Source organism: uncultured Aquimonas sp., assembly GCF_937888285.1.
Lineage (GTDB): Bacteria > Pseudomonadota > Gammaproteobacteria > Xanthomonadales > Xanthomonadaceae > Aquimonas.
Genome location: NZ_CALART010000083.1, coordinates 1 through 26,808, shown reverse-complemented (window position 1 = coordinate 26,808; position 26,808 = coordinate 1). Strand labels below are relative to the sequence as shown.

21 protein-coding genes are annotated in these 26,808 nt (G+C 68.6%); 8 read left to right on the top strand and 13 right to left on the bottom strand.

What is annotated here, in order from left to right:
- Nucleotides 1–354: 354 nt before the first annotated feature.
- The 8 genes from Q0654_RS15590 to Q0654_RS15555 all read right to left on the bottom strand — a co-directional run bounded on the left by Q0654_RS15590 (nucleotide 355) and on the right by Q0654_RS15555 (nucleotide 9,078).
- Nucleotides 355–1,899, bottom strand: coding sequence for a DUF4080 domain-containing protein (locus Q0654_RS15590; RefSeq protein WP_298855567.1), 1,545 nt, complete (start codon nucleotides 1,897–1,899; stop codon nucleotides 355–357).
- A gap of 341 nt (nucleotides 1,900–2,240) precedes the next feature.
- Nucleotides 2,241–3,272 carry a cyclopropane-fatty-acyl-phospholipid synthase family protein gene (locus Q0654_RS15585; RefSeq protein WP_298855565.1) on the bottom strand — a complete coding sequence of 344 codons (1,032 nt, stop codon included), beginning with the start codon at nucleotides 3,270–3,272 and terminating at the stop codon, nucleotides 2,241–2,243.
- Between the two features lie 36 nt (nucleotides 3,273–3,308).
- Nucleotides 3,309–4,103 (bottom strand): DUF1295 domain-containing protein, encoded by a 795-nt coding sequence (locus Q0654_RS15580; RefSeq protein WP_298855563.1) that lies wholly within the window; start codon nucleotides 4,101–4,103, stop codon nucleotides 3,309–3,311.
- A gap of 1 nt (nucleotide 4,104) precedes the next feature.
- On the bottom strand, nucleotides 4,105–4,632 hold the full coding sequence (locus Q0654_RS15575; protein ID WP_298855561.1) for a DUF2878 domain-containing protein: 528 nt from the start codon (nucleotides 4,630–4,632) through the stop codon (nucleotides 4,105–4,107).
- Nucleotides 4,629–5,897 (bottom strand): cyclopropane-fatty-acyl-phospholipid synthase family protein, encoded by a 1,269-nt coding sequence (locus Q0654_RS15570; RefSeq protein WP_298855569.1) that lies wholly within the window; start codon nucleotides 5,895–5,897, stop codon nucleotides 4,629–4,631. Before Q0654_RS15570 ends, Q0654_RS15575 begins: the two co-directional genes overlap by 4 nt.
- Nucleotides 5,898–6,036: 139 nt before the next feature.
- The gene (locus Q0654_RS15565) at nucleotides 6,037–6,870 is read right to left on the bottom strand and encodes a DUF1365 domain-containing protein (RefSeq protein ID WP_298855559.1); all 834 of its coding nucleotides are present in this window, start codon (nucleotides 6,868–6,870) and stop codon (nucleotides 6,037–6,039) included.
- Nucleotides 6,867–8,114, bottom strand: a complete 1,248-nt coding sequence (locus Q0654_RS15560) for an FAD-dependent oxidoreductase (RefSeq protein ID WP_298855557.1) — start codon at nucleotides 8,112–8,114, stop codon at nucleotides 6,867–6,869. Before Q0654_RS15560 ends, Q0654_RS15565 begins: the two co-directional genes overlap by 4 nt.
- 1 nt (nucleotide 8,115) lies before the next feature.
- Nucleotides 8,116–9,078: an acyl-CoA desaturase gene (locus Q0654_RS15555; protein WP_298855555.1), complete on the bottom strand. Its 963-nt coding sequence runs from the start codon at nucleotides 9,076–9,078 to the stop codon at nucleotides 8,116–8,118.
- A gap of 141 nt (nucleotides 9,079–9,219) precedes the next feature.
- On the opposite strand from Q0654_RS15555, the gene Q0654_RS15550 reads away from it, so the two are divergent.
- From Q0654_RS15550 to Q0654_RS15535, 4 genes are read left to right on the top strand one after another with little or no spacing between them, the layout of a single operon-like run.
- Nucleotides 9,220–9,969, top strand: coding sequence for a pseudouridine synthase (locus Q0654_RS15550; protein WP_298855553.1), 750 nt, complete (start codon nucleotides 9,220–9,222; stop codon nucleotides 9,967–9,969).
- A gap of 4 nt (nucleotides 9,970–9,973) precedes the next feature.
- A complete protein-coding gene (chrA, locus tag Q0654_RS15545; protein WP_298855551.1) occupies nucleotides 9,974–11,332 on the top strand; it encodes a chromate transporter in 1,359 nt (452 codons plus the stop codon).
- 26 nt (nucleotides 11,333–11,358) lie between these two features.
- Nucleotides 11,359–12,642, top strand: coding sequence for a HAMP domain-containing sensor histidine kinase (locus tag Q0654_RS15540; protein WP_298855549.1), 1,284 nt, complete (start codon nucleotides 11,359–11,361; stop codon nucleotides 12,640–12,642).
- A complete protein-coding gene (locus Q0654_RS15535; protein WP_298855547.1) occupies nucleotides 12,635–13,174 on the top strand; it encodes a response regulator transcription factor in 540 nt (179 codons plus the stop codon). The genes Q0654_RS15540 and Q0654_RS15535 overlap by 8 nt, the downstream gene beginning before the upstream one ends.
- A 349-nt stretch (nucleotides 13,175–13,523) precedes the next feature.
- Here Q0654_RS15535 and Q0654_RS15530 read toward each other — a convergent pair whose 3' ends face one another.
- From Q0654_RS15530 to Q0654_RS15520, 3 genes are all read right to left on the bottom strand, one after another.
- Nucleotides 13,524–14,108: a transposase gene (locus Q0654_RS15530; RefSeq protein ID WP_298855546.1), complete on the bottom strand. Its 585-nt coding sequence runs from the start codon at nucleotides 14,106–14,108 to the stop codon at nucleotides 13,524–13,526.
- A gap of 594 nt (nucleotides 14,109–14,702) precedes the next feature.
- A complete protein-coding gene (locus tag Q0654_RS15525; protein ID WP_298855568.1) occupies nucleotides 14,703–16,307 on the bottom strand; it encodes a peptide chain release factor 3 in 1,605 nt (534 codons plus the stop codon).
- 102 nt (nucleotides 16,308–16,409) lie between these two features.
- Entirely contained in the window at nucleotides 16,410–17,333 is a 924-nt protein-coding gene (locus Q0654_RS15520) for a M23 family metallopeptidase (protein WP_298855545.1), read from the bottom strand.
- Nucleotides 17,334–17,337: 4 nt separating this feature from the next.
- On the opposite strand from Q0654_RS15520, the gene Q0654_RS15515 reads away from it, so the two are divergent.
- From Q0654_RS15515 to Q0654_RS15500, 4 genes are all read left to right on the top strand, one after another.
- Nucleotides 17,338–19,248 (top strand): sulfatase-like hydrolase/transferase, encoded by a 1,911-nt coding sequence (locus tag Q0654_RS15515; protein WP_298855544.1) that lies wholly within the window; start codon nucleotides 17,338–17,340, stop codon nucleotides 19,246–19,248.
- Nucleotides 19,249–19,326: 78 nt separating this feature from the next.
- Nucleotides 19,327–21,048, top strand: coding sequence for a GNAT family N-acyltransferase (locus Q0654_RS15510; protein ID WP_298855543.1), 1,722 nt, complete (start codon nucleotides 19,327–19,329; stop codon nucleotides 21,046–21,048).
- A gap of 305 nt (nucleotides 21,049–21,353) precedes the next feature.
- Nucleotides 21,354–24,671 (top strand): TonB-dependent receptor, encoded by a 3,318-nt coding sequence (locus Q0654_RS15505; RefSeq protein ID WP_298855540.1) that lies wholly within the window; start codon nucleotides 21,354–21,356, stop codon nucleotides 24,669–24,671.
- 123 nt (nucleotides 24,672–24,794) lie between these two features.
- Nucleotides 24,795–25,109: a non-heme iron oxygenase ferredoxin subunit gene (locus Q0654_RS15500; RefSeq protein WP_298855539.1), complete on the top strand. Its 315-nt coding sequence runs from the start codon at nucleotides 24,795–24,797 to the stop codon at nucleotides 25,107–25,109.
- A 248-nt stretch (nucleotides 25,110–25,357) separates the two neighbouring features.
- Here the strand turns inward: Q0654_RS15500 and Q0654_RS15495 are convergent, their stop codons facing one another.
- Together Q0654_RS15495 and kbl are read right to left on the bottom strand one after the other, a co-directional pair.
- A complete protein-coding gene (locus Q0654_RS15495; RefSeq protein WP_298855538.1) occupies nucleotides 25,358–25,765 on the bottom strand; it encodes an HNH endonuclease in 408 nt (135 codons plus the stop codon).
- Nucleotides 25,766–25,832: 67 nt separating this feature from the next.
- On the bottom strand, nucleotides 25,833–26,808 hold a 976-nt coding region (gene kbl, locus Q0654_RS15490; RefSeq protein ID WP_298855537.1), incomplete at its 5' end, for a glycine C-acetyltransferase.

The following is a 26,808-nucleotide window of genomic DNA, read 5'->3' as shown; positions in this document are numbered from 1 at the left end:
CGACAGCGTCAGCGGCGTCCTCACCGAGTACGCCTACGACGCCCGCGGCCACCTGGTGAGCGAAACCCGCAACTGACCTGCCCGGCGATTTTCGGGCCAGGTGAAAGTTGAGAGGATGGCTCCCGACAGCAGCGAGGAGCCATGCGCAAGTCCCGGATCCGTAAACAGCAGAGGCCAGTCTTTCAAAGCTGATTCCGGCCGGGCTGTCCAGCGGCGGGCCTGCACTCGAGCTGGGCCCCCGCGTTCGCGGGGGCGACGTTGTATGGGAGCGGCGGCCGGGCGCTCTGCTTGCCGCGTGCTGATCGATCCATGGCATCAGGGAGCCGTATGCCCGCGTCCGACGCGGCCCCTGACTCAGGCCCCCGCCCGCAGATGCCGTGCCTGCCGCTTCGGCGTGGCGCCCGCTTTCTGGGCATCGCGCTGCCGTGGCAGCGGTGCAGGGCTGTCGGCAGGCTCGAAATCGAAGCGCGAGCGGCCGCCGGCGCCGCGGTAGTCGTCGACAAGGGCATGGTCGATGGCTTCGGTGGGGGTGTCGCCGCGTAGCTGCAGGTGCTCGCGCAGCAGCAGCACAAGCCGTTCGTGGGCGATCGCGTGGGTCTGGCCGATGCGGGCGTACAGCCAGTCGCTGAAGGCGAGAAAGCAGGCGAAGGGTGTCTCGCCCAGCAGCAGGCCCAGCGTGCGCGGGAAGCGGCCGGCGTTGGCGATCAGATCCCAGTAGCGCGAAAAGCGCGAGAGGCGCTGCAGGGTGGGGAAGTCGAGTTCGCGTGTGGAGAGGATGTTGTAGGGCGGGTCGGGGTTGAAGCGCAGGTCGAACTCGGCGGTGTGCCGCGCGATCGGCGCGCCGCGCAGGCGCTTCAAAATGCCGAACTGGATCTCGTGCGGCGCCAGCGCCACCAGGCGGTCGAAGCCGGCGGCGAAGCTGGCCATGTCCTCGCCCGGCAGGCCGGCGATCAGATCGACGTGCAGATGCGCGCGGCTGTGCTCGCGCAGCCAGCGCAGATTGGACTCGGCGGCGGCGTCGTTCTGCTTGCGCGACACACGCGCCTGCACCTCGGGGTTGAAGCTCTGGATGCCGATCTCGAACTGCAGGCTGCCGGGCGGAAAGCGCGCGATCATCGCCTTCAGGCGCTCGGGCAGGTGGTCCGGGATCAGCTCGAAGTGCACGAACAGCGGGTCCTCGGGGGTGGCTTCGAGCTTGTCGAGGAAGAACTGCAGGATCGCCAGCGAGGTGTCGACCTTGAGGTTGAAGGTGCGGTCGACGAACTTGAACTGGCGCGCGCCGCGGGTGTGCAGGCTTTCCAACTCGGTGAGGAAGGCGGGCAGCGGGAAGGGCCAGGCGGTCTTGTCGAGCGCCGACAGGCAGAACTCGCACTTGAAGGGGCAGCCGCGCGAGGCTTCGACGTAGAGGTGCCGGCGCTGCAGATCCTCGTCGCTGTATTCGGCATAGGGCAGCGCCAGCTCGGCCAGCGGTGGCTGCGCGCCGGGAATGAGCTTGGCGGCAGGCGGTGTGCCCGCGAGCAGGGCACGCGCCAGTTCGGCGAAGCTGACATCGCCCCAGCCGGTGATGACGTAGTCGGCGAGCGCGCAGATGCGCTGTTGATCCGTTTCGTGGCTGACCTCGGGGCCGCCCAGCACGATGGTCACCTCAGGCGCGACCACACGCAGCTGCGCGACCACACGCGTGGTTTCTTCGACGTTCCAGATGTAGACGCCGAGGCCGAGAATGCGCGGCGACTCGGCCAGCAGCTTCTCGACGATTTCCTCGGTCTTCTGTCCGATCACGAACTCGCGGATAACGGAGTCATCGCGCAGTTCGCCGAGGTTGGCGCGCAGGCAGCGCAGGCCCATCGAGGCGTGGGCGTAACGGGCGTTGAGCGTGGCAAGGACGATGGCAGGCATCCGTACAGGGTACGGGCTGCGGTGGGGTTGGCGTAAATCGCAGGTCTGCGGGTTGACCCGGAATCCCGAACCGCAGGCGTGGTGCGAAACCGGGAGGCTCATTCCGCGTGGCACGGGCTTCGGGGCATGGCGAGCCCCGGATGCCATGGTGGGCCAGGGCCCACCCTATGAGTCCGCGAAGCGTGATCGAATGACCAACGCCCGCTTCGTCAGGGCTCAACGCGTTCCCATACCTTGCGCCGCATAGGGTGGGCCCTGGCCCACCATGAGCTCGACACCGCCTCACTCCACGTCACGAACCCCAGCGCGTGCCGGGCTCAAGCTCACCGCCGCGGCGCGCCTCAGCGCTTCTGGAACCGGTAGTGCGCCACCAGCCACTCGTTGCCGCCGGCGTAGCCGAACAGCTCGGCGCAGGCCATCCAGAACATGCGCCAGCGCTGCGCCCAGACCTTCGCCTCGGCCTTGCCGTAGACGTCCTCGAACAGGCGCAGGATCTCGTCGGCGTGGCGGTCCTGGTTCTCCAGCCAGTGGTTGCTGGTGCGCTCGTAGTGGGTGCCCGACAGGCGCCACTGCTCCTCCAGCCGCAGGTGCTCCTGGAAGTGCAGAAACGTATCGGCCGCCGGCATCAGGCCGCCGGTGAAGAAGTAGCGGCCCATCCAGTTGTCTTCGCCCTCGGTCTCGAAGGGGTACATCAGCTCGCGGTGGCAGAAGATGTGGCAGAACAGCTTGCCGCCGGGGTCCAGCCAGCCGCTGATGCGCTCGAAGAGCACGCGGTAATTGCGCACGTGTTCGAACATCTCGACCGAGACCACGCGGTCGAAGCGGCGCTCGCCGAGGTCGAGCACGTTGACGTCGCGGGTCAGGATCTCGACGTTGTTCAAGCCGCGCTTCGCGCACTGGCCGAGGATGTGCTCGCGCTGGCTGGCCGAGTTCGAGACGCCAAGAATTCGCGCGTTCGGAAAGCGTTCGGCCATCCACAGGGTGAGTGAGCCCCAGCCGCAGCCGAGTTCGAGGATGCGCATGCCGTCAGCGAGTTCAGCGCGCTCGCCATACAGCGCCAGCATCGCCTCTTCGGCCTGGTCGAGTGTTTCGCGGCCGGTCGGGTAGTAGCAGCTGCTGTACTTCAGGCGCTTGCCCAGGCTGAGCTCGAAGAAGCGCGCCGGCACCTCGTAATGCTGGCGGTTGGCGGCCTCGGTCTCGATCGCCAAGGGGCTTTGGCGCAGGCCGTCCAGCAGTTCGCGGAAGCGTGCCCAAGCGGCCACGGCGTCGCCATCGTGCTCCTCGCGCAGGCGCTGCGCACACAGGCGACGGATGCCGAGTCGGGTCAGGGCATCGGGCACCAGCCCGCGTTCGCACAGGTCGATCAGGCTCATCGGGCGTCGGCTCTCGGGAAGAAGAAGGAAAGGGCGTCAGTCGTGCGGGCGGCGCGGCGGCCAGGGGAAGAACATGCTGACTTCCTGCTGGTAGCGGCGGTAATCCTCGCCGCGTGAGCGCAGGGCCTGCTGCTCGGTGTAGGGAATGCCCGTCACCCACAGTAGCGAGACCAGCATCGCGATCGGGCCGATCAGGCTCAGCCACCACAGCGGCGAGCCCCAGGCCAGCGGCACGTAGGCGAACCAGTGCAGCCACTCGAAGAAATAGTTCGGGTGTCGCGACCAGTTCCACAGGCCGAGGCGGCAGGTCTTGCCACGGTTGCCGGGGCAGCTGCGGAACTTCGCCAGCTGCATGTCGGCCAGGCTCTCGCCTGCAAGACTGCCGGCCCAGACCAGCACGCCGAGCAGCATGCTGAGGCTGAAGCCGGTGTGCGGGTTGGTGGCGACGGCCAGGAAGGGCAGCGAGAACAGCAGCACCAGCAGGGCCTGGGCCATGAAGAAGCCGAAGAACTTGCCCTGGTGTCCCTGCCAGTGCTCGCGCAGGGCCGCATAGCGGCCGTCCTCGGCTTCGTGCAGCACCCGCGAGAGCAGATGCAGGGCCAACCGCACGCCCCAGATGCCGCCCAGCATGGCGATCAACAGTCGCGGCAGGCCCGCGCCCGGCCCGAAGCTGCCGTAGAGCAGGGCGGCGATCGCGAGCAGGGCGGCCCAGGCGACGTCGACGTAGCCGGCATTGCGGGTACGGATCTGCAGCAGCCATACGCCGGTCATGCCGAGCACGGCGAGGCCGGCGGTGGCGATCAGCAGGGTTTGCGGGTCCAGTGAAGCCATCTCAGGCGGCTCGCGGCGCGTGTTTGAGGCGCTCGGCCAAAGCCAGCAGCATGGGCGTGATCAGGGCCCAGACCAGGCCGATCACGGCGAGCCCGAGCAGGGCGCTGCCGTTGAGGTCGACTGCGTTCCACACGTGCGCCGCCACCCAGTAGGCCAGCGGACCGCCCAGAAGGCCCAGAAGCACGGCCAGCACCGGCCGCCGCTTCAGCGAATCCATCGAGTGGTTCAGGGTCAGCGCAAACGCCACCCACAGGGCGACGATCCAGATCGGCGCGGCGAAGTCCCAGGGCACCGGCGTGCGGAAGCTGAGCAAGCCTGACAGCACCAGCGCACTGTCGATGGCGAAGCCGGCGACTGCGGCGATCACCATGAGCTTGAGGTCTGCACGCGGGGCCGGCGACAGCGGCACCTGCCAGGCGGCGAAAGCCAGTACCGCCAGCGGGCCGGTCCACCACAGGCCCTGGGCTGCGCCGCCCACCGTGATCATCCAGACCAGCTGGAAGCAGACGATGTTGGCCAGCAGCTTCATGCGTGCAGCTGCGGCGCGCGGGCGCCTTGCAGATCAGGCAGGTACTCGGCGCGCTGGCAGCGCGGCGCGGTCAGCAGCAGCTGGACGTCGCCGATCGAGCGCTCGATGAAGCCGCCCTCGCAGTAGCAGAGATAGAACTCCCACATGCGGATGAAGCGCTCCGGGTAGCCCAGGGCGCGCACTTCATCGAGCCGGGCGAGGAAGCGCTGTCGCCAGTGGCGCAGGGTCAGCGCATAGCTCGGGCCGATGTCCTCGAGGTTGTAGAGCTTGAGATCGGTCGAGCGCGCGATCGCGCCCTGCATGGCGTGGATCGAGGGGATGAAGCTGCCCGGGAAGATGAAGCGCTTGATGAAGTCGACGGCCTTCAGCGCGACCTCGTAGCGGTGGTCCTCGATGGTGATGGCCTGGATCAGGGCCATGCCATCGTCCTTGAGCAGGCTGCGGACTTTGGCGAAGTAGGTGTCGAGGTACTGGTGGCCGATGGCCTCGATCATCTCGATCGAGACCAGCTTGTCGTAGGTACCGTTGAGGTCGCGGTAGTCGGACAGCAGCACGCTGATGCGGTCCGAGAGGCCGGCTTCTTCGATCCGCGCCAGCGCCAGCTCGCGCTGCTCCTTGGACAGCGTGGTGGTGGTGACATGCACGCCGTAGTGGCGGGCCGCGTGGATTGCGAAGCCGCCCCAGCCAGTCCCGATCTCGACCACGCGCTCGCCGGGCTTCAAGTCGAGCTTCTGGCAGATGCGGTCGAGCTTGCGGGTGGAGGCCACCTCCAGCGCTTCGGCGGGGTCGTCGAACACCGCCGCGCTGTACATCAGGTTGTCGCAGAGGAACAGCTTGAACAGGTCGTTGCCCAGGTCGTAGTGCGCCGCGATGTTGCGGCGGCTGTCCGCGCGCGTATTGCGCTGCAGGGCGTGCCAGGCCTTCATCGCCCAGCCGCCGAGACGCGCCAGGCCGCCCTCCATCGCGTCCAGCAGGCCGCGGTTGATGACCAGGATGCGCACGAGCGTGACCAGATCGCTGCACTGCCAGTGGCCGTCCATGTAGGACTCACCGGCGCCGACCGAGCCCTGCGCCGCGACCATGCGATAGAAGGCCGGGTCGAAGATGCGGATACGGCAGCGCAGGGTCTCGCGGCCTTCGACCGAACGACCGAGCTTGACCTGGCCTTCAGCATCCTCGACCACCAGCTCGCACTCGCGCAGTCCTGCCAGTCGACCGAGCAGCTGGGCGCGCAGGCGCCGGTCCAGACCCTTCAGTGCCGCCATGGGCAGGGCTTCGAGCTGACTGCCCAAGGGTTCGCCTGAGTACAGGGGGCTGGCTTCGGTGCGGGAATTCATGCGTGTGCTCGGCGGGTGCTGCAAAGGTGGAGGGCAGCTTGCACGCCGCTGCGTCGACTGCGCGTCATCACGAATGTGTTTTGCGAGGGTGGTCGTAGACCGGATTGCGCTTGAGCCACAGCCGCAGTGCCTGCCAGTGGATGGCGAAGACCACCTTGGCGGTCATCCAGGGATGCCGCAGCAGGCAGCCGGCGAGCACGCGCGCAGACAGTGGGCGCCTTTGCAGGGTGAGGGTGGCGTCAAAGTCACGGCCGTCGGCGCGTTCGATGTTCATGTGCACGAACAGGCGCGCGTCCGGCGCGTTGAAGCGCCAGTCGTAGTCGCGTTCCATGGGCATGAAGGGCGAGACGTGGAAGCGCTTGTCGAAGCGCCAGCGCCAGCGGCCTGCAGGCAGGGTGGTCTCGCCGTCGCCGTCGCCGTCGCCGCGGGCGTCGGCGTCGGCTTCGGCGCCATCGATCGGCAGCACATAGCTGTGCCGCTCTTTCCAGGGCGTGTTGGTGATCTCGGCGACGATGCCGTCCAGCGTCTCGCCATCGGCCTTGAAGCAGTAGTAAAAGCTGACCGGGTTGAAGCTGTAGCCGAAGTAGCGCAGATGGGTCAGCAGGCGGATCGGGCCTTCGGGGCGGCGTCCGGTGACTTCGGCATAGCGGCGGCGCACGGCCTCGTCCAGCGGCACCGAGGGATCACCAAGGTAGTCCTCGCGATGGAAGGCGGCCACATTGCGGCGGCCGACCGACCACAGCCAGCGTCCGGCGAATACCCGGTCGAGCTCATCGAGGTCGAGGTAGAGCATGAACAGCGGATAGCGGAAGGCATGCGGGTGCGGTGCATGTCGGCGGTGCTGCACCTGGCCGACGTAGACCGCGCTGGCCAGCGGTCGCGGGTCGGCGTCCGGCTTCATTGCGGCCAGCGCACGCCCAGCGCACGCACCACGTCGATCGCCGAGCGGATGCCGTCCTCATGGAAGCCCCAGCCCCAGTAAGCGCCGGCATACCAGATCCGGTCGACGCCGTTGATCTCGTCGCGCCGCGCTTGAGCCGCGACGCTGGCGTGGGTGTATTCAGGGTGGGCGTAGCGCATGCGCGCGATGACCTTGCCCGGGTCGATGGCGGCCGTGCGGTTCAGCGTGACCACGAAGGGCTCGCGCGATGTCAGGCCCTGCAGCAGGTTCATGCAGTAGCTGACCGTGCAGTCGGCGCTGGGCGAGGCCGGGATGTGCGCGTTCCACGCCGCCCATGCGCGCGGGTTCTTCGGCAAGAGGCGCGCATCGGTGTGCAGCACCGTCTCGTTGGGCTGGTAGCGGATCGCGCCCAGCACCTCGCGCTCGCGCTCGCTGGGCTGATCCAGCAGCTTCAGCGCCTGATCGCTGTGGCAGGCGAGCACGGCCCGGTCGAAGGTCTCGGCATAGTGCGGCGTGGTGATCTCGACGCCGCCCTCGACCCGACGCACCGACTGCACCGCCGACGACAGTCGCGCTTCGACCCGCCAGCGACTTTCGAGCGCGCGGATGTAGGCGCTGGAGCCGCCCTTGACCACCCGCCAGGTCGGCCGTGCGTCGGCGCTCAGCATGTGGTGGTTGGCCATGAACTGGACGAGGTAGCGCGCCGGGAACTGCAGCACGCGGTCGGACGGCGAGCTCCACAGCGCCGAGGCCATCGGGATCAGATGCTCGTCGATGAACATCGGCGAGTAGCGGTGCTCGCGCAGGTAGTCGCCCAGCGCCGGGCCCTGCGCGTCGCCCTGCAGCAGGGCCGGTGACTCGCGATAGAAGCGCAGGATGTCGGCGACCATGCGGTAGAAGCGCGGGCGCAGCAGGTTGCGACGCTGGCAGAACAGCCCGTTCAAGGTGCCGGCGTTGTATTCGAGTCCGGTGCGCTCGCTGTGCACCGAGAAGCTCATCGTGGTCGGCTGGGTCTCGACGCCCAACTCGCGGAACATCGCGGTGAGCAGCGGGTAGTTCTCGGGGTTGTGGACGATGAAGCCCGAGTCGACCTGGAAGCTGCGGCCCTCGCGTTCGACCGTGTGCGTGTGCGTGTGGCCGCCCAGGCGCGAATCCGCCTCGAACAGTACGACCGAATGCTCGCGCGCGAGCTGCCAGGCTGTCGCCATGCCGGCGATGCCGGATCCCACCACTGCGATGCGCATGTCAGTCCCTGCCGCCGCGCTTCAAGCCCGCGGGCACGGGCTTCAGGTCCCAGACCAGGCCCAGCCAGGTCATCAGCTTCAGGCCGTAATAGGTCAGGTCGATTTCCCACCAGCGGAAGCCCTGGCGCGCTGAACCGGGGAAATGATGGTGGTTGTTGTGCCAGCCCTCGCCGAAGGTCAGCAGGGCCAGCCACCAGTTGTTGCGGCTGTTGTCGCGGGTCTCGAAACGGCGGCTGCCGATCTGATGGGCCAGCGAGTTGATGGTCACGGTGGCGTGGAACAGCACCACCGTCGACACGAAGAAGCCCCAGATCAGCAGCTGCGGACCGCTGGTCCCAAGTCCCGGCGCGGCCGTCTCCAGCCAGCCGCCGAGCAGAAACAGCGCGGTCGCCAGCGCGATGGGAATCAGCACGTCGAAGCGGTCGATCAGGCGCAGCTCCGGGTACTTGGCGAGGTCGCCGATCGCGGCGGTGTCGGTGCCGAAAGCCCGCCGGGTCAGGAACCAGCCCATGTGCGAGCGGAAGAAGCCGTGCTGCACCGGCGAATGCAGGTCGCCCGGCAGGTCGGAATGGCGATGGTGGTGGCGATGGTGGGCGGCCCACCACAGCGGACCGCGCTGCACGCTCATCGCGCCGATCACGGCGAACACGAACTGCATCGGCCGTGAGGTCTTGAAGGCCTTGTGCGAGAAGTAGCGGTGGTAGAAGCCGGTGATCGCGAACATGCGCAGCGCATACAGCGCGGCCGCGACGGCCACCGCGAACCAGGACACACCGACCCAGATCACGCCGAGGCAGGCGAGGTGCAGGCCAATGAAGGGCACCACGCGGAGCCAGTCGATGCGGTCGGGATCGCCTGCGTCGGCCGGCTGCACGCTGCTGTCGAACCAGCGCAGCACGGCGGCAATCGGGGAGGGCAGGGCGCGCGGCGGGTGTGCCGGGTCGGGCGTGGGCAGTTCAGGCATGGGCGCGATTGTGGGGGTGGGCGGTGATTTCGCGGTGAATCGCGACGCGATTGCATCTGGCTGGGGCACACTTGCAGGCCCTGACCCGTGGTTTTACGCGTCCGACGCCCAGCTTGGATGCAAACGCTCTGCCACTTCGCGATGTCTGTTCAAACCCCTCGTACTCCCCGCTACGGCCTGGCCCGCGTGCTGTCCAAGCGCGGCCTGTGCTCCAGATCCGAAGCCGAACGCTGGGTGCGCGCCGGGCGTGTCACCGTGCGCGGGCGTGTGGTCACCGATCCGGAGTCGCCGACCGCGCTGGACGAGCCGCGCATCGTCGTCGACGGCGGGCAGGCGCAGGCTGCCGAACGCGTCTATCTGGCCCTGAACAAGCCGCGCGGCCTGGTCACCACGGCGCGCGACGAGCGTGGCCGCGACACCGTCTACCGCTGCCTGGATGGCCTGGACCTGCCATGGGTGGCGCCGGCCGGTCGCCTCGACCAGGCCAGCGAGGGCCTGCTGGTGCTGAGCAATGACCCTGCCTTCAACGCCGCGCTGACGGAGCCGCGTACGCCACTGCACAAGACCTACCGGGTGCAGGTCGAGGGCCAGCCGGAGGAGGAGTTGCTGGCGCGGCTGCGTGGAGGCGTGGTCGATGGCGACGAGCGTCTCGGCGCCGTTTCGATCGCGCTGCTGCGCCAGAGCGAGCGCACGGCATGGCTGGAAATTGTGTTGGATGAGGGTCGGAATCGGCATATCCGTCGACTGCTTGCGGTAGGCAGACTCCCCGTTCTGCGGCTGATGCGCGTGGCGATCGGCCCCCTGCTGCTGGGCGGTCTGGCCAAGGGCGCGGTTCGCGCGCTGGACGCCCGCGAAGTTCAGGCACTGCGCCGCGCAACCGGAGAGGAGTGACGGCATGCACCTGCCACGCCATGGGTCGCCAGAGCATTCACAGAAGCGAGCGGAGCCCACTGCTCCTGCATCCGTACCTTTCCGCGACGCCCTGGCCGTCTGGTGGCGCATCGGCCTGCTGAGCTTCGGTGGGCCGGCGGGGCAGATCGCCCTGATGCACCGCCTGCTGGTCGAGGAGAAGCGCTGGATCGACGAGTCGCGCTTTCTGCACGCGCTGAACTACTGCATGTTGCTGCCCGGCCCCGAGGCGCAGCAGCTCGCGACCTATGTCGGCTGGCTGCTGCACGGCGTGCGCGGCGGTCTGCTGGCGGGTGTGCTGTTCATTCTTCCAGGCGCGCTGGCGATCCTCGCGCTGTCCTTCGTCTACGTGCTGCTCGGCGATGTCGCGCTGGTCGAAGGTCTGTTCTTCGGCCTGAAAGCGGCGGTATTGGCCCTGGTGCTGCAGGCCCTGATCCGTTTGGCCCAGCGCACCCTGCGCGCGGCCCTGCCGATGGTGGTGGCGATTGCCGCCTTCATCGCCCTGTTCGTGTTCGACGCGCCGTTTCCGCTGGTGGTGCTGGGAGCCGCGGCGCTGGGCCTGCTCAGCGCCGCGCACTGGCGGCCGGTGGGCCATGGCGGTGATGCGCACGCCCTGCGCGACGTGCAGCACCCCGGCACCCTGCGCGCGGCCGCGCTGTGCGCACTGCTCTGGGTGCTGACGGTCGGCGGCCTGCTGTGGGCGCTGGGCGGCGAGCACGTGTTCAGCCGCATCGCGCTGTTCTTCTCGCAGATGGCGGTGGTGAGCTTCGGCGGTGCCTATGCGGTGCTGGCCTATGTGGCGCAGCAGGGTGTCGAGGTCTATGGCTGGCTGCACCCGGGCGAGATGGTGGACGGTCTGGGGCTTGCCGAAACCACGCCCGGCCCGCTGATCCTGGTCACCCAGTTCGTCGGTTTTCTTGCGGCGTTCCGCGAGGCGACGGGCATCGCGCCGCTGTTGGCCGCCACGCTGGGCGCCCTGCTCACCACCTGGGTGACCTTCCTGCCCTGCTTCGTCTGGATCTTCGCCGGCGCGCCCTACATCGAGCGCCTGCGCGGGCGGCCGCGGCTCGGCGCCGCGCTGGCGGCGATCACCGCCGCCGTGGTCGGCGTGATCGCCAACCTCGCCCTGTGGTTCGCGTTGAACACCCTGTTCGCCGAGCGTGCCCGCGTCGAGGCCGGCCCGGTCGATCTGCTGCTGCCGGTGATGGGCAGCCTGCAGCCGATGGCGCTGGTGCTGGCCGCGATCGCGGTCCTGCTGGTGTTCGTCGCCAGGCGCGGTGTGTTCGCTGTGCTCGGGGTCTGCGCCGCGCTGGGCATTGCCCTGCAACTCGCCGGTCTGAACTGAGGCCGCCAGCGGCATACTGCGCGCCCATGCTCGCCGATCGCTCCCTCCCTGGTTTCCTGCGTCTGCTCACGGATCTGCGCTGGCTGGCGGTGGCCGGCCAGCCGCTCGCGATCGTGGTGGCGATCAGCGGCATGGACATGCCCTTCGCCCCGCCGCCGCTGTGGGCCGGCGTGGCGGTGCTGATCCTGTTCAACAGCTGGGCGCAGTGGCGCTGCAACCGCGGACTGGCGCGCTCGCCGCTCGAGCTTGCTCTGCACCTCGCGGTTGATCTCGGCCTGCTGACCTGGCAGCTGTACTGGAGTGCCGGCACGGCCAATCCTTTCGTGTCCCTGTACCTGGTGCCGATCGCCCTGGTCGCGGTCGCCCTGCCTCTGCGCTGGGTGCTGGCGGTGGGGTTGTCGGCCTGCGCGGCGTATCTGCTGCTCGCTCTGTTCGCGCCCGGCTGGCCGCATATGCACGGCGCCCGCGCACTGCAGCTCGACCTGCACCTGTGGGGCATGGCGATCAACTTCCTGCTGAGCGCCCTGCTGTTCGCGGTGGCGCTGCGCTATCTCGGCAACATGCTGGGGGAACGCGAGCGCGAGCTGTCGCGCCTGCGCGAACGGGCCGCGCGCAACGAGGGCATCCTCGCGCTGGGCGCGCATGCCGCGGCGCTGGCGCATGCGCTGAACACGCCGCTCGGCAGCATGCAGCTGATCCTCGACGATCTCGAACTCGCGCCCGACGATGCCTCGGCGCAGGAGGACCTGCGCACCCTGCGCCAGCTGGCTGGCGAGTGCCGCACCCGCGTGCAGTCATTGGTCGCGCAGGCGCAGAGCCTTGATGCCCAGTCGCTGCCCGCGGGCGAGTTCTTCGGCGAGGTCATCGAGCGCTGGCGGCTGCTGCGGCCCGCGCTGCGCCTGCAGGCGATCGGTCTGGATTCGGTGTCGGCACCGATCCGCCCCGAGCCGCTGCTGGAGCATCTGCTGCTTGCGTTACTGAACAATGCAGGCGACGCCTCGGTCGAGGCGGGCGAAGATCGCATCGAGGTCGCCGTCGCGCTGCAGGGCGACACGCTGCAACTCGCGGTGCGTGACCACGGACCGGGGCTTGAATCCGCCGCGGCGCGTCGGCTGCAGACCCTGTTCGAGACCACCAAGCCGCAGGGCCTCGGGCTGGGCCTTGCGCTGTCGCATGCGACCGTCGACCACTTCGGCGGCAGCCTGAGGCTGCGCGCGCATCCGCAGGGCGGCAGCGTGGCCGAAGTCCGGCTGCCGCTTGCGGCCCTTTTGAGTTCTCCAGCCGCGGAGCCAGCTGCCACGCATGGGTGATCCGAGCGCTCTGCTGGTCGAGGACGACCTGGTGTTCGGCCGCAGCCTGTCGCGCGCGCTGGAGAAGCGCGGGCTGCGCTGCGTCTGGGTACAGGACGCAGCGCAGGCCCTGCAGCGCGCGACGACTCAGCACTTCGACTACGCCGTGCTCGATCTGAAGCTGGGCAGCGAGAGCAGCCTGAGCCTGATCGAACCGCTGCGCGCGCTGCAGCCCGAACTGCGCATCCTGCTGCTGACCGGCTACGCCAGCGTCGCTACCGCGGTCGACGCCATCAAACGCGGCGCAATCAACTACCTGCCCAAGCCGTCCAGCGCCGACGCCATCCTGCGTGCACTGCGCGGCGAGGACGAAGGAGAGGGCGCTCCGCTGGCGCCGGAGCAGATGACCCCGCTGGCGCGCATCGAGTGGGAGCACATCCAGCAGGCCCTGCACGAAACCGAAGGCAATCTCTCCGCCGCTGCCCGCCTGCTTGGCATGCACAGGCGGAGTCTGCAGCGGAAGCTGGCCAAGCGGCCGGGGCCGGGCGGTTGATGCTGCGGTTCGATGCGAAACAGGTGCGCTGCGGGCGAATCCCATGCGTAGTGGAGTGGCGGGCTTCGTTGAAGCGGCTGCGTCAGTCGTAGTCGTAGGCGCGCCGCAGGCGCAGCCTATTCGTGGGCAGGTGGCGGGCCTTGTTGGAGCGGCTTCGTCAGTCGCAGTCGTTGGTGCGCCGCAGGCGCACCCTACGACGGCGAACGACGCCGCGCCTCCATCGAAGCCCACAAGCTCGATCGCGTAGGGTGCGCCTGAGGCGCACCAACAACCACGAGCGACGCAGTGCCCTCATCGAAGCCGACGAGACCGATCGCGTAGGGTGCGCCTGTGGCGCACCGCCCTGAGCTCATCTTGATTGACCATGCGGTTGCGATCCGCCCGCAGCTTCGACGGCCGCAGTTCGCTCCCCCGCAGAATGCGCGAACCTCCGCAGGCTCGTACCCCAATCCACGCTCAACACCCCGTCGCGCACATAGCGATGGAAGCTCGAATGCGGCCAATCACGCGCGCGTTCGACCCAGCCGTGACGTACCGGGTTGTAATGGATGTAGTCGATGTGCGCGCGCAGGTCGTTGTCGTCGCGGATCGCGCGCTCCCAGTAGCGTCGCTGCCAGACCGCGGCCTCGCGTCGGTGGGACTGGCTCTCGCGCGGAAGACCCCGCGCTCCAACCTCGCGCGTGAACAGCGATTTGATCTGCCGCCAGCGCGTCGAGTTGTCCGCATCGCCGACGGGAAGCGTCCAGAGCACATGCAGGTGGTCGGGCAATGCGACCGCTGCGATCAGCTGGAACGGTCGATCGCGACGGGTGCGCGCGAAAGCCGCCCGCAGTGCATCCACGTGCGCCATCAGCAGATCACTGCTGCGATCCTGAAGGTTCACGGTGAAGAAGAAGGTGCCGCCCGGCAGCCAGACGCGTCGATACTCGGACATGCTCGAAGCATGGCCGGCGTGCCGGACGGTCCGCGTCCGAGAAACGGCTCGAATCGGAGTCGGAGAACCACCCGAACCTTTGTCGGAAATCGCCTTCGGATGGAGCGCACACCCACGCAGGCGTGGTCAGGCGGTGGGCCTCGCCGCAGTCGAGTGTCAGTCGAGTGGGTTGGTGCGCCGCAGGCGCACCCTACGACGGCGAACGACGCCGCGCCTCCATCGAAGCCTACAAGCCCGATCGCGTAGGGTGCGCCTGTGGCGCACCAACAATCACGAGCGACGCAGTGCCCGCATCGAAGCCGACAAGCCCGATCGCGTAGGGTGCGCCCGTGGCGCACCAACAAACACGAGAGACGCAGTGCCCGCATCGAAGCCGACAAGACCGATCGCGTAGGGTGCGCCTGTGGCGCACCAACAAACACGAGAGACGCAGTGCCCGCATCGAAGCCGACAAGACCGATCGCGTAGGGTGCGCCCGTGGCGCACCAACAATCACGAGAGACGCAGTGCCCGCATCGAAGCCGACAAGCCCGATCGAGTGGGGTGCGCCTATGGCGCACCAACAAACACGCGCGCCGCCGCAGCAACCCGGCCTCAATCCACCCCGACCGCCTGCGCGTGCTCGCGCGTCGCATCGAAGCGCACCTCCGGCCAGCGCTCCTGTGTCAGCTGTAGATTGACCCGCGAAGGTGCCAGATAGACCAGGTGACCCGCTGCATCGATGGCCAGGTTGTTGGCGTTGCGCTCGCGGAACTCTTCGAGCTTCTTGGCGTTGTCGCAGCGGATCCAGCGGGTGGTGGCGACGCCGACCTGCTCGAAGCTGGCGTCGACGCTGTACTCGTCCTTCAGGCGATACGCCACCACGTCGAACTGCAGCACGCCGACCGCGCCCAAGATCAGGTCGTTGCTCATCAGCGGCTTGAAGAACTGGGTGGCGCCTTCTTCGCTGAGCTGGGCCAGGCCTTTCTGAAGCTGCTTCAGCTTGAGCGGGTCGCGCAGGCGCGCGCGGCGGAAGAGTTCGGGCGCGAAGTTGGGAATGCCGGTGAAGAACAGCGGCTCGCCCTCGGTGAAGCTGTCGCCGATCGAGATGGTGCCGTGGTTGTGGATGCCGATCACATCGCCCGGCCAGGCCTCGACGGCGATCTCGCGGTCGGAAGCCATGAAGGTCAGCGCGTTGGCGATCTTCATGTCCTTGCCGGTACGCACGTGGAAGGTCTTCATGCCGGCGGTGAAGTGGCCGGAGCAGATGCGCATGAAGGCCACGCGGTCGCGGTGCTGCGGGTCCATGTTGGCCTGGATCTTGAACACGAAGCCGGTCAGCGGCTCCTCGCCGGGCGCCACCTCGCGGGTGCTGGTGGCACGCGGGCGCGGCGAGGGTGCGTGCTCGACGAAGAAGTCCAGCAGTAGCTGCACGCCGAAGTTGTTCACCGCCGAACCGAAGAACACCGGGGTCTGCTTGCCGGCCAGGTAGTCATCGAGGCTGAAAGGCTGGGCCGCGCCCTGCACCAGCTCCAGCTGCTCGCGAGCCTCGTCCAGCAGTTCGGCGCCGACCAGCTTGGCGAGGCCGGGGTCATCGAGACTCGGGAAGATGGTCGAGTCCTGGCGGGTGAAATTGCGGCCCGACTCGAACACATGGACCTCGCCGGTGACGAGATGCACCACGCCCTTGAGGCGCTTGCCCATGCCGATGGGCCAGGTGATCGGGGCGCAGGCGATGCCCAGCACCTGTTCGATTTCATCCAGCAGCTCGATCGGGTCCTTGCCCTCGCGGTCGAGCTTGTTGATGAAGCTCATGATCGGCGTGTCGCGCAGGCGGCAGACCTCCATCAGCTTGATCGTGCGTTCCTCCACGCCCTTGGCGACGTCGATCACCATCAGCGCCGAGTCGACCGCGGTGAGCACGCGATAGGTGTCCTCGCCGAAGTCGGCGTGGCCGGGCGTGTCCAGCAGGTTGACGATGCGGCCCTCGTAGGGGAACTGCATCACCGAGCTGGTCACCGAGATGCCGCGCTCCTTTTCCAGTGCCATCCAGTCGGAGGTCGCATGGCGCGCGGCCTTGCGGCCCTTGACCGAGCCGGCCATCTGGATCGCGCCGCCGAACAGCAGCAGCTTCTCGGTCAGCGTGGTCTTGCCGGCGTCGGGATGGGAAATGATGGCGAAGGTGCGGCGACGCATCGCCTCTTTCGCGGCTTCGGTGATCATGGGCAGGCGGTCGCCGTGCAGCGACGCTCAGGGCAGCAAAGGGGCGCGGATTCTACCGCAGCGCCCGAGACCCGCCCGCGCGGCTCCCGTGCTACCGGGTCAGGGCGCGCCCGGAATGCGCAACGCGCCGCTCGGCCCCTGCATGCGGAAGGGCACCGATTCCAGCTTCAGCCCGCGGTTCACCTGCACCACGAAGTGCAGGTGCGGGCCGGTGGAATAGCCGGTGCTGCCGACTGCGCCGATCACCTGGCCAGCGCGCACCCGCGCGCCCGGCCGCACCCGCGCCGACTCCGGGGCGAGGTGCGCATACAGGCCCATGCTGCCGTCTGAGTGCAGCACGCGGACAAAGTTGGCGCGCGCGCCGTACTTCTCCAGATCGAGACCGGCGCCGCGGAAGTCGTCGGCGATCTGCATCACCACGCCCTCGCGCGCCGCCAGCACCGGCGTGCCCTCGGGGGCGCTGAAGTCGACCGCATGCCGGGACTCGGGCGAGGTATGGCTGAAGCGGCCGCCCCAGCCCTGGTCGATCCGCCAGCCGCCGCTGTCGAAGGGCAGGGCGTAGTCGACGTCCTGGTGCACGGCGCGCGGGTCGCCGGGCATGGCCTGCAGCTGCAGCGAGAAGCCCCAGCCCTGGGCCGGGTCCAGCGGCCCGAACACCGCCACCCGCTGTTCGCCCTCGCCCGCCAGCACGGTGCGCAGGGGCAGGGCGGGCTCGCTCTGCAGGTTGCTGGCCTCGGCGGCGAGCAGGCGGATTTCCAGCGGCCCGTGCAGGACGTTGCCGACCACGGCGTGGCGCAGCTCGCGGTCGGACTCGACGCGCAGGCGGGCGATCTGCTGCACCTCGGCGCGCACCTGGATCGTTTCGACGCCATCGATGTCCGCCGGCCGGCGATCGGTGTAGTGCACCGTGCCGTCGGGCCGGACCAGCTTGTAGACGGTCTGCGCACCGGCGGGCAGGGCCAGGGCGATGGCGATCAGCAGGGGCAGGCTTCGGCGCATCGCCGAAGTGTAGCCAGCCCGCACGGCCATGATCCGCATCGCTGCAGGCGACGGCGGCTTCACGCATCATGGCGCGCCTTCGATTTCCGGTTTCGAGTCCGACGTGCCCTCATCCACCGCTTCATCGCTCGGCCGCCTGCTGAAAGCCCTGCACCGGTCGGCGCCCTACCTGCTGGCAGCGGCGCTGGTGCTGGTCGCCGTGCTGCGCGCGCTGAAGGTCGAGGCGGTGTTCGGGCCGAATGCCAATTGCGGCGGCTGCATGGGCCGCGCCGCCTTCGGCCACGATGCCTGGCTGCTGGCCCTCGGCCTTGGCAGCGTGGCGCTCGGCCTGTGGCTGCCGCGCGGCCTGCTGCGCGGGCTGGGCATGCTGCTGGCGGTCGTGCTGCTGCTGTTGATGCTGGCCGACTTCTCGATCATCAGCGTGCTCAACACGCGCCTGTATCTGCTGGATGTCTTCAAGTTCGGCGCCGAGTGGGACGCCACCGAACGCTTTGTCCGCGCCATCCTGCAGCAGCAGCCGGTGCTGCTGCCGGGATTGGCCCTGCTCGGCCTGGGCGTACTGGCGCTGAGCCTGTGGCCGCAGCCGCGGCATCCGCGGCGGGCCGCGGCCCTGGGCGCTGGCGGCGTGCTGATGCTGGGCCTGGGCGCGGCGCTGGGCGGCACGGCGCCGGCCCACGTCAACGGCGATTCCTTCATGAACCTGTGGCAGCTGCATCGCGAGCAGGGCGTGTCCCAGACCTACAGCCCGGCCTTCGTGCAGGCGCTCGAACAGCGCGTCCAGGCCCCGGCGCTGCACTGCGAAGCCGGGCAAGCGCGACGCCCGAACGTGCTGGTGCTGATCTGGGAGTCGCTGTCGACCTACCACAGCGGGCTCGGCCGTGAGGCCGCAGCCGACAGCGACAGCTGGGTGCCGGAGTTCGACGCCGTCGCCCGCGCCAACACCTGGTTCAGCGCCTTCCACGCCAACGGCTTCACCACCGACCACGGTTTGATCGCGCTGATCGCGGGTGACTACCCGCTGCCGCAGCCCGGCCGCTACGCCAGCCTCAAGGCCTTCGCCGGTTTCGAGGACCCGGCCACTGCGCTGCCGCGTGCCCTGCGGGAGCACGGCTACTGGAGCGGCTTCTTCACCACCGGCGACCTCGGCTTCCTCGACAAGCCGAGCTGGTTCAAGGCGCTGGAGTTCGACTACTGGGAAGGCGCGGAGCATCCGTTCTATGCCGGCATGCCGCGTGGGCCGTTCAATGCGGCCGACGACGCTGCGCTGTATCGGCGCGTGCTGCAGTGGCTGCCGGATGCGCCGGCCCGGCCCTGGATCAGCTTCCTGCTGAACGTGGAGGCGCACCCGCCCTTCCTCGACCGCGACAGCGGGGCGCTCAGCGAAGAGGCCGCCTTCCGCCGCGCCGACCGCGCCTTCGGCGAGTTCTACCGCGCGCTGGAGGCCAGCGGCTTCCTGCGCGAAGGCGTGCTGATCGTGCTCGGCGACCACCGCAGCATGACCCCGCTGCGCCCCGAAGAGCGCGAGCGCTACGGCGAGCGCGCGCTGGCGCGGGTGCCGATGCTGGTGGCCGGCGCCAGCGGCCTGCCTGCGGGCGAGATCCGCGAGTCCTTCCAGCAGACCGACCTGCTGCCCTCGCTGCGGCAGCTGGTCGCTGACGAGGCTTGCCATCGCGGTGACCAGGGCCGTTTCCTGCGCCCCGATCCGCAGCCGCCATCGCTGGTGGTGCACGTGCGCGGCGACCAGCGCAGCCGCATCGATCTGTACAGCGCGGCCGGCGAGGGCGCGCTGCTGCTGCGCGGCGACGACAGCCAGCTGGTGGGCGCGCTGCCGCCCGATGCCGGGGGCTTCGTGGACCAGCTGCACCTGGCGCGCGCCCGTCGCGGTGTACTCGAAAGCGACGTGCCGGCGATCCTGCGCATCGTCACGGGTCGCGAGTAAGGCGGAACACAGCGGCCTGTCATCGCCGCGCAAAGCGCAGCGGTGAGCATGCGGACACCCTCGCGAGAGTCCGCCGCCATGATCAGCGTCGAGCGCAGCTTCTACCAGGCCTTCCCCAGACTCGCGCAGGGCGCGGGCCGCACCCTGTCGCGGCCGGTGGTGGAGCTGCTGCGAAGGGTGACCTGCGAGGCCCAGGTCAATGCCACGCTGGACGCGCTGCAGGGCAGCTTCGGCCTGCCCTTTGTGGAGCGTGCGCTGGAGCGCCTGCAGTTCAGCTATCGGGTGGCGCCCACCGACATCGACAACATCCCCAGCGAAGGCGCGGTGGTGATCGTTGCCAACCATCCGCTCGGCGCGCTGGATGCCCTCTGCCTGCTGCATCTGGTCGGACGGGTGCGCCGCGACGTACGCATCCTCGCCAACGAGGTCCTGACCCAGCTGCAGCCGCTGCGCGAGCTGCTGCTGCCGCTGGACGTGTTCGGTGGCCATGGCCGCGCCAGCCTGCGCGAGGCCTATCGCGCGCTGGACAGCGAGCAGGCGCTGATCGTGTTCCCTGCCGGCGAGGTCAGCCGCATCCGGCCGCAGGGCGTGCGCGACGGCCGCTGGACCGATGGCTTCCTGCGCTTCGCCGCCCGTGCGGGTGCGCCGGTGCTGCCGGTGCATATCGAGGCGCAGAACTCGGCCGCTTTCTACGGCCTGTCCATGCTGTCAAAGCCGCTGTCCACCCTGCTGCTGCCGCGTGAGATTTTCCTGGCGCGCAGCCAGCGCATCACCCTGACCGTCGGTGCGCCTGTGCAGTCCGAGGCGCTGCAGGCGCCCGCGCTTACGCCGCGGCAGATCGCCCAGCGCATGCGCATGCACGTGTACCGGGTGGGGCGCCGCAAGCCGCCGGTGTTCGCCACCTCCAGCGCGATCGCGCATCCGCTGCCGGCGCGCGAGGTGCGGGCTGCGCTGCGCCATGCGGAAGCGCTGGGCGCCACCACCGATGGCCGCCAGATCCTCCTGCTCGATGCCGCAGCCGACAGTCCGGCCCTGCAGGAGATCGGCCGCCTGCGCGAGCTGTCCTTCCGCCGGGTCGGTGAGGGCACTGGCCTGCGCCGTGATCTCGACCGCTTCGATGCGCACTATCGCCATATCGTGCTGTGGGACGAGGCGCAGCTGGAGATCGTCGGCGCCTACCGGCTGGTCGAGGTCGCGCGCCTGCTGGGCTCGGGGAACCTCGAAGGCCTGTACTCGGCCAGCCTGTTCGACTACGCGCCGGAAGCTCGATCCTTCCTGCAGGCGTCGGTCGAGCTCGGACGCAGCTTCGTGCAGCCGCGCTACTGGGGCGGCCGCTCGCTCGACTATCTGTGGCAGGGCATTGGCGCCTATCTCGCCCGCCATCCCGAACTGCGCTACCTGATCGGCCCGGTCAGCCTGTCGGCGCGCCTGCCGGAGCGGGCGCGTGACTGGACGGTGCAGGTGCACCGGCATTTTCTGGGCGATCGCGAGGCGCTGGCGCGGGCGCGCAATCCGCACCGGATCGAGCCCGCATTGGCGGCGCGCATCGACGCCGCGCTGCAGGGGCTCGATCTGAAGCAGGGCCTGGTCCGACTGCGCGAGGAACTCGACGCTCTCGGCGCCAGCCTGCCGGTGCTGTACCGCCAGTACGTCGAGCTGTGCGAGCCCGAGGGCGTGCGCTTCCTCGACTTCGGCCTGGACCCCGACTTCGGCCACTGCGTCGACGGCCTGATCCGGGTCGACCTGGGCTGTCTCAAGCCGGCCAAGCGGCAGCGTTACCTCGGCGTCCGCCCGCGGTGAATGGATCTTGCATGCCGGCGGCGCGTCAGTGGCCCGACATGACCACTGGGCGACCGCGCTACAAAACTGTCATATAGTCCGGTTAAACTTGAGTTAATGCGTGTCGCACGGCGGCCCCGCTCTTTTCTCGCGGGCCGTGCCGCAAGCACGCAAATCCTTTCCAAATCAGTGGTTTTCGAGGCTGCCTCCGGGCGGCCTCGCGTCGTCCCAGCGGGCGACATCGATCGGCTCCACGCGCAGTCCGCCGCAGCAACGTGAAGCCGGTCACGCAAGCTCCCCCCTTCCAAACGCAGGAACTCAGCACGATGAACAAGCAGATGCGGGTCACCCGACTTGCCGGCGCCCTGGCGCTGGTGCTTGCGACCTCCACCCCGGTGTTCGCGCAGACCACTTCGGCACAGATGGCCGGCCGCGTGACCTCCGAGCAGGGTGAAGCCCTGGCCGGCGCCGAGGTCGTGATCGTCCACACCCCGTCCGGCACCACCGTGCGTTCGACCACCGATGCCGAGGGCCGTTACACCGCCCGCGGCCTGCGCGTCGGCGGCCCCTACACCGTCACCGTGCTGCGTCCGGGCTTCGAGCCCGAGACCACCGAGAACGTGTTCCTGCAGCTGAACGAAGTGACCGCGGTCAACGTCGACCTGGCCGCCGAAGCGGCCCAGCTCGACGTCGTGACCGTGGTCGGCTCGGCCGGCTCGGTGTTCTCGCCGGAGCGCATGGGCACCAGCACCCAGATCAGCCGCGACCAGCTCGACAGCTTCGCCTCGATCCAGCGCAACCTGCAGGACTACGCCCGCCTCGACCCGCGCGTCTCGCAGAGCGACAAGGAGCGCGGTGAGATCTCCGTCGCCGGCCAGAACAGCCGCTTCAACAGCATCACCATCGACGGCCTGAGCATCTCCGACACCTTCGGCCTCGAAGCCAACAATCTGCCGACCCAGAAGCAGCCGATCTCGATCGACGCGATCGACGCGGTGCAGGTCAACATCTCCAACGTCGACGTCACCCAGAAGGGCTACACCGGCGCCAACATCAACGCCGTCACCAAGTCGGGCACCAACGAGTTCAGCGGCAGCGTCTACTACGTGTGGCGCGACGACAACCTGGCCGGCGACCGCTACAACCGTGCCGACGACAGCTTCTTCGCGCCGCCGGAATCCGAGGACGAGACCGTCGGCTTCACGCTGGGCGGCCCGATCCTCAAGGATCGCCTGTTCTTCTTCGTCAACTACGAAGACTACAAGTCGACCCGCGTGGGCTCGCAGTTCGTCCCGCTCGGCGGCCAGGGCAGCCAGGTCTTCATCACGCCGGAGCAGATCGCCAGCGTGCGCAACGTGATGCAGAGCCGCTACGGCGTCGACATCGGCACCGTCGATGCGCCCAGCCAGGCCGAGCTGTCGGTCGAGGACGTGCTGGTCAAGTTCGACTGGAACATCAACGACAGCCACCGCGCCAGCCTGCGCTACACCAAGACCGAGGAGTCGAACCCGATCTTCCCGGGCTCCGGCACCACCTCGCTGTCCTACAGCTCGCACTGGTACACCCAGGACAAGACCATCGAAGGTGTGGTTGCCCAGTGGTACGGCGACTGGACCGACAGCTTCTCGACCGAGCTGCGCGTCAGCCGCCGCGAGTACTTCAGTGAGCCGCTGAACAACAGTTTCCTGCCCGCCGTGGGCGTGCGCTTCACCGGTGGCACTCCGCCGGCTGGCGTGCAGGGCGGCAACCGCTTCCTGAACTTCGGTACCGAGCGTTCGCGCCACTTCAACGTGCTGGGCACTGACACCGACGAGGTGTTCTTCGCCGGCAACTGGTTCATCGGCGACCATGAGGTCAAGGCCGGCTTCGACTGGAACCGCAACGACATCTACAACGCCTTCCTGCAGGACACCCGCGGCAACTACACATTCGCCTGCGTCCTGGCCAGCGAGTGTGGCCAGAGCCTGGAAGCGGGCATCCCGCTGTCCTACCAGGTGCAGGTGCCGCGTCCGGGCCGTGTTCTCGATGACGGTGTGGCGCAGTGGGAGCTGGGCAACACCGGCTTCTTCCTGCAGGACACCTGGGCGGTCAACTACAACCTGACCCTGGTCTTCGGCTTCCGCGTCGACGAGACCCAGATGCCGGACAGCCCCCTGTTCAACGCCGCAGCTGCCGCTGCCCCGGGCGCTCTGGTCAACGGCCGCGCCACCGGCGGCTTCGGACTGGACAACAGCGTGACCCTGGACGGCAAGCGTCTGTTCCAGCCGCGTCTGGGCGTGAACTACACCTTCGATACCGAGCGTGCGACCCAGTTCCGCGCTGGCATCGGCCTGTTCGAGGGCTCGGCCGCCAACGTGTGGCTGTCCAACCCCTACTCGAACACCGGTCTGGCGACCCAGGTCGTTGGCTGCGGCATCTCCGGCTTCGCCGGATGCGGCACCGACAGCATCTTCCGCGCGGATCCGAATGCGCAGATCTCGAGCTTCGCAGGATCCGTGCCGGCCGCCAACGTCGACTTCCTGTCGAAGGATCTGCGCATGCCGGCAGTGTGGAAGGCCAGCTTCGCGTTCGACCACGAGACTCCGTTCTGGGGTGCGGTGTTCAGCGCCGAGCTGCTGCTGACCCAGACCGAGCACGGCATCTACTACAGGCACCTGAACCTGGGTGACGCGACCCGTCTCGGCCCGGACGGCCGCGCACTGTTCTGGACCCCCGGCGGCTACAACGTGAACTGCTGGAACGGCGCCAACTTCACCACCGGCGGCACCTGCGGCGTGCGCGCCCGGGCGCAGAACAACGCCTCGTTCAACAACGTGCTGGTGGCCGAGAACACCAACAAGGGCTCGGGCCAGAACCTGACCCTGTCGCTGTCGCGCGCCCGCCAGGACGATCCGTGGTCGTGGTCGGTGGCCTACAACTACTCGGATGCGACCGAAGTCAGCCCGCTGACCTCGTCGGTGGCCAACTCCAACTTCAACGGCCGCTCGATCTTCAACCCGAACGAGGAAATCGCTTCCCGCTCGCCCTATGTCGTGCGTGACCGCTTCGTCGCCACCCTGGGCTATCGCGCCTTCCTGTTCAGCGACAACGCCACCGACTTCGGTCTGTTCTACGAAGGCCGCAAGGGCAAGCCCTACAGCTGGACCTTCAACAACGACATGAACGGTGACGGCGTCGGCGGCAATGACCTGATGTACATCCCGACCGGTCCGGGCGGCAACGACGTCGTGTTCCGCGGCGGCGCGGCCGAGGAAGCCCGCTTCTGGCAGGTCGTCCGCGACAACGGTCTGGACCGCTTCGCCGGCTCCGTGGTCGATCGCAACAGCGAGTTCTCGCCCTGGACCAACAGCTTCGATATCCGCATCACCCAGCAGCTGCCGGGCTTCATGCAGGGTCACAAGGCCGAGATCGCGCTGGACATCCTCAACGTCGGCAACCTGATCAACAAGGATTGGGGCCGCGTCGACGAGATCGGCTTCCAGGGCGGCGGTGCGCAGGCCCGCAGCTTCGTCAACTTCAACGGCATCGACTCGCAGGGCCGCTACATCTACAGCCTGAACAACACGGTCGAGGACTTCGTGACCCGTCAGGCCCGCGGCGAGTCGCAGTGGGCCGCCCAGGTCACCCTGCGCTACCGCTTCTGATGAGCCTGTCTGCCGGGCCCTCCGGGGCGCGGCAGTCGACATCGAATGCGACACTTGCACGGCCGGCGCAGCGATGCGCCGGCCGTTCTTTTTGGCGGGGTATCAGTGATGGGAGAACAGTCGATGCAGGGTTGGATCGCGGTCTGCGGAGAAGCACAGATGGCCGAGGGCGAGTTCCAGGTGGTATGGGATGGCGACACCGCGATCGCGGTCTACCGGACCGCCGAGGGTTGGTTCGCGGTGGAGGACGTCTGCACCCACGACGGCGCCGAATTGGCGGGTGGGCCGGTGCACGGCTGCGTGGTCGAATGCCCGCGCCACGGCGCCCGCTTCGACCTGCGCACCGGCGAGGCCCTGTGCGCGCCGGCGTATGAGCCGATCGCGGTGTTTCCCGTGCGGCTGGAAGGCGGGGTGGTGTACACCCGCGATGATCGCTGAGAGCTGGGATTGGGGATTCGGGATTCGGGATTCGGGATTCGCAAGATCCCGGGTGCTGTGGCTCCCCACCACGCGCTCCATGCAGCGCGCCGGGCTCATAGGGTGGGCCCTGGCCCACCGGAGCTGGACCCTTGCCTCGGTGCCTGTTGTCGCTATGCGATGCGCGTGGCCACGGCTTCGGTCGGCTCGGGCCTCGGGTCGATGGAAGTGGCCGGTGTGTTCGCGCTTATGGTGGGCCAGGGCCCACCCTATGCCTCGTCTGGTGTGTCTGGATTGTCCGCTGCGCGCCAGCGCGCCAGGCGGCGCTCCAGGGCCTGTGCGGTCACCTCCAGCGCCCGCGCATCCTGCGGCCCGCGCGCATCCGGCCCCTTGCCCTTCGACTGATTGCAGGTCGCGCAGGCCAGCGCCAGATTGCGCGCATCGTTCGGCTCATGGTCGACGCGCGCGCACAGGGCGTGCGCTGCGCGCTTGCCGAACCAGGCCTGCGGCACCACGTGCTCCAGCGAGCCCGCGCCCAGGGGCTCGCCGTCGGGCTTGAACTCCAGCCGCGCGCGGCAGTGCAGACAGCGCGTGCGCCAGCGCTGGTCGGGCAGTCGCTCCGCCAGCGCATCGTGGCTCAGCGCCAGCAGGAACAGCCGCTTCAGCACCGGGCGCATGGTGTCCTTTTCAGTCCGTGGCGGGCTCGCACCCTGCGCGGGAATCGGGCGGGGGACCCGGTCGGAATCAGGCCGGAATCACGCCCAGTCGTTTGCCGACCGCGATGAAGGCCTCCGCCGCGCGCTCGATCTGCTCGGGCGTGTGCGCCGCACTCATCTGGGTGCGGATGCGCGCTTGGCCCTTGGGCACCACCGGGAAGAAGAAGCCGATCGCGTACACGCCTTCCTCCAGCAGCTCGGCGGCGAAGCGCTGCGCCAGCGGGGCGTCGTAGAGCATCACCGGCACGATCGGGTGCTCGCCGGGCTTGAGATCGAAACCGGCGGCGGCCAGCTTCTCGCGGAAGCGCGCGGTGTTGTCGCGCAGGCGCGCGCGCAGTTCGGTGGCGGCGACGATGCGCTCGAACACCGCGAGGCCCGAGGCCACCACCGAGGGCGGCAGCGCGTTCGAGAACAGGTAGGGCCGCGAGCGCTGGCGCAGCATCTCGATGACCTCGCGCGAGCCGCAGGTGAAGCCGCCGAGCGCGCCGCCGAGGGCCTTGCCCAGCGTGCCGGTGATGATGTCGATCTTCTCCAGCACACCCTTCACTTCGGCCGAGCCGCGGCCGGTCTCGCCCAGGAACCCGGTGGCGTGGCACTCGTCGATATGCACGAACGCGCCGTACTTCGCGGCGAGCGCGGTGATCTGATCCAGCGGGGCGATGAAGCCGTCCATCGAGAACACGCCGTCGGTGGTGATCAGGATGTCGCGCACGCCATCGGCCCGCGCCTGCTGCAGCTGCTTCTCCAGATCCGCCATGTCGCAGTTGGCGTAGCGGTAGCGCTTGGCCTTGCACAGGCGCACGCCGTCGATGATCGAGGCGTGGTTGAGCGCGTCCGAGATGATCGCGTCCTGCTCGCCCAGCAGGGGCTCGAACAGGCCGCCGTTGGCGTCGAAGCAGGCGGCGTAGAGGATGGCGTCGTCCTTGCCGAAGAACTCGGCGATCTTCGCCTCCAGCTGCTTGTGCAGGTCCTGGGTGCCGCAGATGAAGCGCACGCTGGCCATG

What these genes read in the sequence shown, in the direction of transcription:
- Q0654_RS15535 (WP_298855547.1), top strand. Translation starts at nt 12,635, where the DNA reads ATGGGTGATCCGAGCGCTCTGCTGGTCGAGGACGACCTGGTGTTCGGC.
- Q0654_RS15560 (WP_298855557.1), bottom strand. Translation starts at nt 8,114, where the DNA reads ATGCGCATCGCAGTGGTGGGATCCGGCATCGCCGGCATGGCGACAGCC.
- Q0654_RS15500 (WP_298855539.1), top strand. Translation starts at nt 24,795, where the DNA reads ATGCAGGGTTGGATCGCGGTCTGCGGAGAAGCACAGATGGCCGAGGGC.
- Q0654_RS15570 (WP_298855569.1), bottom strand. Translation starts at nt 5,897, where the DNA reads ATGGCGGCACTGAAGGGTCTGGACCGGCGCCTGCGCGCCCAGCTGCTC.
- Q0654_RS15580 (WP_298855563.1), bottom strand. Translation starts at nt 4,103, where the DNA reads ATGGCTTCACTGGACCCGCAAACCCTGCTGATCGCCACCGCCGGCCTC.
- Q0654_RS15575 (WP_298855561.1), bottom strand. Translation starts at nt 4,632, where the DNA reads ATGAAGCTGCTGGCCAACATCGTCTGCTTCCAGCTGGTCTGGATGATC.
- Q0654_RS15505 (WP_298855540.1), top strand. Translation starts at nt 21,354, where the DNA reads ATGAACAAGCAGATGCGGGTCACCCGACTTGCCGGCGCCCTGGCGCTG.
- Q0654_RS15565 (WP_298855559.1), bottom strand. Translation starts at nt 6,870, where the DNA reads ATGAAGCCGGACGCCGACCCGCGACCGCTGGCCAGCGCGGTCTACGTC.
- Q0654_RS15555 (WP_298855555.1), bottom strand. Translation starts at nt 9,078, where the DNA reads ATGCCTGAACTGCCCACGCCCGACCCGGCACACCCGCCGCGCGCCCTG.
- Q0654_RS15585 (WP_298855565.1), bottom strand. Translation starts at nt 3,272, where the DNA reads ATGAGCCTGATCGACCTGTGCGAACGCGGGCTGGTGCCCGATGCCCTG.
- Q0654_RS15495 (WP_298855538.1), bottom strand. Translation starts at nt 25,765, where the DNA reads ATGCGCCCGGTGCTGAAGCGGCTGTTCCTGCTGGCGCTGAGCCACGAT.
- Q0654_RS15590 (WP_298855567.1), bottom strand. Translation starts at nt 1,899, where the DNA reads ATGCCTGCCATCGTCCTTGCCACGCTCAACGCCCGTTACGCCCACGCC.
- Q0654_RS15515 (WP_298855544.1), top strand. Translation starts at nt 17,338, where the DNA reads ATGATCCGCATCGCTGCAGGCGACGGCGGCTTCACGCATCATGGCGCG.
- Q0654_RS15530 (WP_298855546.1), bottom strand. Translation starts at nt 14,108, where the DNA reads ATGTCCGAGTATCGACGCGTCTGGCTGCCGGGCGGCACCTTCTTCTTC.
- Q0654_RS15540 (WP_298855549.1), top strand. Translation starts at nt 11,359, where the DNA reads ATGCTCGCCGATCGCTCCCTCCCTGGTTTCCTGCGTCTGCTCACGGAT.
- chrA (WP_298855551.1), top strand. Translation starts at nt 9,974, where the DNA reads ATGCACCTGCCACGCCATGGGTCGCCAGAGCATTCACAGAAGCGAGCG.
- Q0654_RS15510 (WP_298855543.1), top strand. Translation starts at nt 19,327, where the DNA reads ATGATCAGCGTCGAGCGCAGCTTCTACCAGGCCTTCCCCAGACTCGCG.
- Q0654_RS15550 (WP_298855553.1), top strand. Translation starts at nt 9,220, where the DNA reads ATGTCTGTTCAAACCCCTCGTACTCCCCGCTACGGCCTGGCCCGCGTG.